5 protein-coding genes are annotated in these 5,921 nt (G+C 63.8%); 2 read left to right on the forward strand and 3 right to left on the reverse strand.

Features of this window, described 5'->3' with window-relative positions; all coding sequences use genetic code 11:
• Positions 1-563: 563 nt before the first annotated feature.
• From ACWKY3_RS05660 to ACWKY3_RS05670, 3 genes are all read right to left on the reverse strand, one after another.
• Positions 564-2,156 carry a response regulator transcription factor gene (locus ACWKY3_RS05660; protein WP_449315452.1) on the reverse strand — a complete coding sequence of 531 codons (1,593 nt, stop codon included), beginning with the start codon at positions 2,154-2,156 and terminating at the stop codon, positions 564-566.
• A gap of 254 nt (positions 2,157-2,410) precedes the next feature.
• Positions 2,411-2,692 carry a hypothetical protein gene (locus ACWKY3_RS05665; RefSeq protein WP_449315453.1) on the reverse strand — a complete coding sequence of 94 codons (282 nt, stop codon included), beginning with the start codon at positions 2,690-2,692 and terminating at the stop codon, positions 2,411-2,413.
• A 226-nt stretch (positions 2,693-2,918) separates the two neighbouring features.
• Complete coding sequence (locus ACWKY3_RS05670; protein ID WP_449315454.1) at positions 2,919-3,542, reverse strand: TetR/AcrR family transcriptional regulator; 624 nt, start codon at positions 3,540-3,542, stop codon at positions 2,919-2,921.
• A 182-nt stretch (positions 3,543-3,724) separates the two neighbouring features.
• Here ACWKY3_RS05670 and ACWKY3_RS05675 point away from each other — a divergent pair, with 182 nt between their 5' ends.
• Both ACWKY3_RS05675 and ACWKY3_RS05680 read left to right on the forward strand, forming a co-directional pair.
• Positions 3,725-4,738: a 2-keto-3-deoxygluconate permease gene (locus ACWKY3_RS05675; RefSeq protein WP_449315455.1), complete on the forward strand. Its 1,014-nt coding sequence runs from the start codon at positions 3,725-3,727 to the stop codon at positions 4,736-4,738.
• Between the two features lie 45 nt (positions 4,739-4,783).
• Positions 4,784-5,737: an amidohydrolase family protein gene (locus ACWKY3_RS05680; protein WP_449315456.1), complete on the forward strand. Its 954-nt coding sequence runs from the start codon at positions 4,784-4,786 to the stop codon at positions 5,735-5,737.
• Positions 5,738-5,921: the final 184 nt, after the last annotated feature.

Consider the following 5,921-nt stretch of genomic DNA (forward strand, 5'->3'; position numbering starts at 1 on the left):
GGGGGACCGCACAGGACCCCTCTCCCCTCCCCTTTCCCTCCCTCCCTCTCCCAAAAAGGTGCAATCCGCGCCTGCGGCGGCCGAACCTCCCCTTCGGTTCGGCCGCCTTCGTTTTTGCCGAGCGCTCCGCCCGACGGGAGCGCCACCGCCAACCTCCTGAGAACGCCCCGCCAGACGATCGCGCGAAAACATCTTGATCAGCGTCCCTGCGCCAATTCCTTCGTCAACCTTCGCCCGCCTCCAGCAACCTCCCACCGGCCTTCGCGGTCCTTCGTCCATCGGCCCCCGCTGCCCTCCCCTCCCCCAAATGCACGGTTTTTCGCCCTAGCTGGTCAAAATTCGGGAGAATCGGGGGCTCACCGCAGGCGAATCCCTGCAGAAAACCGCAAAAGGCCAGGTCGCGTTTTCCGCACGACCGCGACGCCGCCTCCAACGACCTCGAAATCCCCCGACTTGCCCCGATTTTGACCATCTCAGGAAATTTTCGCGCATCTGCGCGGCCGACGACGGCGTAGAGGCAAGCTGCCCGCCCCGCATCCCGCATCCCGCCCCCGCGCCCCGCCTCAGCCCGTCACCAGGTCGATGAGCTCCTGACGGGAGTGCACGCCCAGCTTGGCGTAGACGTGCTTGGCGTGGGTGGCCGCCGTTTCCCGGGAGATGACCAGGGCGTCGCGCACGTAGGGCACGGAGCGCCCGCGAGCCAGAAGGTCGAACACCTCCGTCTCGCGCGGCGTGAGGCCGCCGCCTGCGGCCAGCTCGCGAATGCGCGCGGTGAGGTCGTCGACCTCGGCAGCCTCCTGCGCCGCAAGCGCCGACGCGGATGCCAGCCCAGGCGCGGCAGCACCCCCCTCCTCGGCAACGGATGCCCGCTTATCCGAGCACGAGCCGAACGAGAAGCTGCGTCCGTCGTTGAGCACGAACATGGTGGACACCACCAAAAGCGCCATCGACACGGCCGCCACCTGGTCCACGCCAAACGCACCCGCCGCCACGCCCGCATCCGCGAACGCGATGGCCAGCACCCCCAGCAAGTCGCCCAGATGCACGAAGATCCACCCCAGACCATACGACTGCACCGGCGTCGCCGCGCCCTGCACGGCGTAACGCGCAAAGTACATCTGCGTGATCAGGCAGAACGCGAAGCGCGCCGCGATGGCCACCATGTAGGCCGCATACGCGCCCGTGCCGTCGCCCAACACGATGAGCGCGGCGAACCCGATGACGAGCGCCGGGCACATCCACCGGTACAGAAACGACAGCGACACCCGGCGCGGCCCCGCCGTAGCCGACAGCCCCACCGCCAGCATGAACGCGATGCTCGCAAGAAACGCCGCCTGCACCTCGGGCGCGTTCTTCGCAGCCGGAGCCCAAAACGATCCTTCCAAGCACACGAACAGACACGCCGCCAGAATGCCGAACCCGGCGCGGCCCATTGCGGCGAACACGCGCGAAAGCCCCGTCCGCGCATCGTCATGCGCCTGGGCGTACGCGCGCCGCTCGGCCGGCCCCAGGTACTCGCCCGCCGCGTCGCCCCCTGCGACATCGCGCCACGAAAGCGCCAAGCACAGCCCCGACACCAGCGGAAACGCCGTCACCACCGCAAGCGTCACCCACCCGTCCATGGCCGACACCAACAGCACGAGCACCGCCGCCAGCACAGCCGAGGACGGCGCGAGGAACTCCGTCTCCTCCTGCGTGACCTTCGCGTAGTACTCGCCCCACATCACCCACATAAGGCCGCTGCCGAACCCCGTGAGCACCGCGCCCGCCACGAACAGCGCCGCCGTCGCGAACAAGTCGGGCAGCTCGCAAAACAGAAGCGGCGTGGAAACGGCCGTGGCCATTGGCGCCACCCAGAACAGCGCCGGATGGCGGACGGGCGACCCCAGCCGTCGCTCCAACCCCACGACGAGCGCGAGCGTGACCACCGACATGGCAACGGGAAGCCCCGCGAACAGCAGGTGCCACCCCATGCCCATCGCCAACGCCTCGGCCTGCGCGCCCGTGCGCCCGCCTGCCGCATCGGTGTAGAACACGCAGAACACCCAGGCCAGAAGAAACGCCCAGCCCAAACGCCGCAACGGCGCGAACCGCTCGGCCGTCGCCAAAAACGCCGAGGTCGCCTGCGCCGTCCTGTTGCCGCCCGACTTGCCCACGAACCCTCCTCCCCACTCCACGGAAGCAAAACGCAGCGAGGCCGAACCTACGCGCCACCCGAAACGGGCGCCGAGCAGCACGCACGCCTCCCTGCCTGCTGTGGCTATTGTGAAAGGGGATCGCACATTAGTCAATTGCATGCAGCCGCCCCGCGCACCGCCCACAATCGAGCGCTTGAGAAACGCCGTCCATCTCAGCCCTCTCCGGTTCGTCCGCTTGCCTTTTCTTCGTGCCTGCGTGCAACAACCCGCTCTTAGCGCTCTAAAAACCACTTCCACGCAGGCAATGGCGTAATCGGCTCGTCATTGAACGCGAAATGAAACACCCGGTTGCGCGGCACACCTGATCGCACCAGCTCATCCATGAGTTGGTAGAGGAAAAACGTCTTCCCGCAACGGCGCACCCCCACGACTGAGGTGATAACGTTGTTGCAACTCGGCTCGGGAAGACTGACCAACAACTCCTCGCGCGGAACGTACGCCGGAAGCTCAAAGTCCAAATACTCAGCAACCAAAGATTCATATGCCATGTTCATACCCAATCTTATTCAAAATTCGAAGAAGATTGAAGCATATCTTATTCCGATTACGAATAAGATATGGCATGAATGACAAGCAGTTTCTCCGATAATTATGCAAGAAACGCAGAATTCCACACTTCAGCCACTTCGACGCAAGAGGCTTTGCAGGGTGGAACGCTCCTGCTTTCGCCCATGACCGCAGCGCCACCCCAACCGAAGCGAATGCGGAGCAGGATGCGGCTTACCGCTCGTTCTCGCTGATGACGAGCGTACTCTGGTCAGACAAGAGCGTGTAGGTGAAATCGGCGGCCACCTTTGCGACGGTGTGGACGTCGGTTTCACAGCCCTCCATGAGCCAGAACTTCGCCAAACCCAGCTGGGCGTACACGACATAGTTCGCCAACAGCCTGAACCGCAGGCGCGCAGCGGCCTCCGACTGTCCCCGCGCAGGGCGGAAGGAGTAGCGGCCGCAGAACAGGGAGACGCGCATATCCTGCAGCTCCCGCTCGAAGGAGGGGATGCCATGCCGCCCGAGCATGGCGGAATAATACTCGGCGTGATCGGCGAAATGCGAGTAGAACAGCAAGCAGCGCTGCTCGACCCCCGTTCTTAGCGACGCATCGGGATAGACGATCCCTCGCCGCCTCTCGGCGTACTCGTCCATGACATCCTTCGCTATATCGGCAAGCACGTCGGCGGTTGTCGGATAGTGGCGGTAGAAGGTGACTCGCGATATCTCGGCGCGACTTGCGATGTCGGTCACCGTGATGCCCTGGAAGTCCGTTTCCCGCATGAGATCGAGAAGGGCCCGCTTGCAAGCCCTTCTCGTGCGCGTCGATCGCATGTCCTCCTTAGAAGCGCCCATGGAATGCCCCCCTTCAACCCGAGAAACATTACAGATGCCGGCTCCCCTGTTTCGTTTGTGACAATTCTCGAATTCTTGTAAATCACACCGGCACCGTTGCGCGGGTATCTTTCTTTCGGGCCCAAAGATCACATCGCAAGAGAAAGGTTACCATGTCGGAGCAAAAGACCTATCTCGGAATCATGAAATTCATGAAGTGGATTCCCGGCGGCACGTTGATTGTCCCCATGCTCTTGACCGCCATCATCAACACCGTCTGGCCCGATGCGCTCAGCATCGGCGGAACCACCACGCCGCTTTTCAAGAACGGGAGCATGGCCATCATCGGCTTCATCCTGTTCTGCAGCGGCGCGTCCATCAACCCGAAGATGCTCTACGAGCTCTTCAAGAAAAGCGGCGTGTACTTCGCCATGAAGATCGGGATCATGGTGGTCGTAGCGGCCATCGCGCAATACCTCCTGCCCCCGGTGATAGCGTTCGGGGTGCCGGCTGCAGTGTTCTTCGCCATCATGACCAGCACCAACCCCGGCACGTACCTGGAGCAGATGGAACGCTACGGAACCGACCTCGATCGCGCGACGTTCCCGCTGGTGCACTTGTCCACCACCGTTGCCGTGCCCGTGCTGGTGTACGGGTTGGTGGGCGCCGGCGCGGGCGACTTCGACGGCATGGCCATGTTGGCCCTGTTCGTCCCGTTCCTCGTCGGTTTTCTCCTGGGCAATCTGGACCCGGCTTTCGCCAAGTTCTTCAAGCCCGGCGTGAGCTTGATGATCCCTGTGCTGGGCGCGAACTTCGGAGCGAGCATGAACCTGGTGGACGCCGTGGTGAACGGCGCGGTTCCCGGCATCATCATGTCGGTGCTGTACCTGGTGGTGGTGCTGGGGCTGTTCTTCCTGGTGGACAAGCTCGTGCTCAAGCGACCTGGCTACCAAGGCGTCGCATGGTGCTCGGTGTCCGGATCCTGCGCTGCCATACCACCGCTGATCATGGCCGGCAACCCGACGCTTGAGGCCTTTATACCCGTCGGCGTCGCCATGGTGACCACGGCCACCATCGTCACCAACCTCATCATGCCCCTGGTGAATAAGAAGATCGTCGCCACGTGGGGCGATGCGAACGGCGACCGGCACCTTCCAGCCAGCGCCGCCGGCGAGGCCCCATCCGCACGCTCATCAAACCCGTCGGGCCAAGCCTGACAAGCAAACCCCCGCAAAACCCATCGAATGAAAAGGAGAATCATCATGAAAACCATCAACTGCCACACCCATTTCGTCCTGCCGGCGTACTACGACGCGGTGGTGAAGCACGGAGCCGACAAAGAGGACGGCTTCCCCATGCCGACGCGCTGGACGATAGAGGAAAACGTCGAGTTCATGGACGAGGTGGGCGTCGATGTGAGCGTGCTGTCCCTGTCCACGCCGCATCCTCACTGGGGAGACGATGCCGAGTCGCGCGAGCTGTGCCGCAAGATCAACGAGACGATCGCGCAGGAGATCGCCAAATTCCCCGATCGCTTCCGCTTCATGGGCGCCCTGCCCCTGCCCGACATGGAAGGCTCCATCGCCGAGGCGCGCCACGCGCTTGACGACCTGGGCGCCGTCGGCGTGAAGGTCCCCAGCAACGCGCAGGGTGTTTACCTGGGCAACGAGAGCTTGGAGCCTTTGTGGGCCGAGCTGAACGAGCGCAAGGCGGTTGTGTTCATCCACCCGTCCCGCCCGCCGCGCCTGACCGAGGGCGTGTTCACCTCAGGTCCGATGCCCGTGTTCGAATACCTGGTGGACGAGACGCGCACGGTGGTCGACCTTTTGTGCGCCGGCGTGCTTGACCGCCATCCGAACGTGAGGTTCATCCTCCCGCACGTCGGCGCCTTCATGCCCACCGTGGTCGACCGGCTGGCCCGCATTTCGAAGCACCTCGTGGAGACGGGCTTCATGAAGGAGGAGGCCGACATCTACGGCGGCATGTCCAAGATCTACGTGGACATCTCGGGCGACGTGCTACCGCGCAACTTCGACAACCTGATGACGCTCGTCAAGCCCGACAAGGTGCTGTTCGGCCTGGACTATCCGCACACCAAACGCGCAACGCTGGTCAAGAACGCTCCTGTGGTCAAGGCGTTTTTGCACGAGAAATACCCGGACGCCGCCGACATGATCCTCGGCGGGAACGCGCAGCGGCTGTTCGATCTGGCATAGGCTGCGCACGCGCAGGCGGGCGAAGGCGGCAAGCGGCCCCTTCGCCCGCGCCGTCCGAGCGCCGATTCGGCCTTCGCCGCCGGACCGGCCATCCTCCGCTGTTAAACCACCGTTGACACGAACCGGTGTTTGCCGGATCTCGGGCCGGGCCTTCCCTGGTCGGGCGCCGGGCAAGGCCCTCCCC

The sequence above is a fragment of the Rubneribacter sp. genome, from assembly GCF_965361815.1.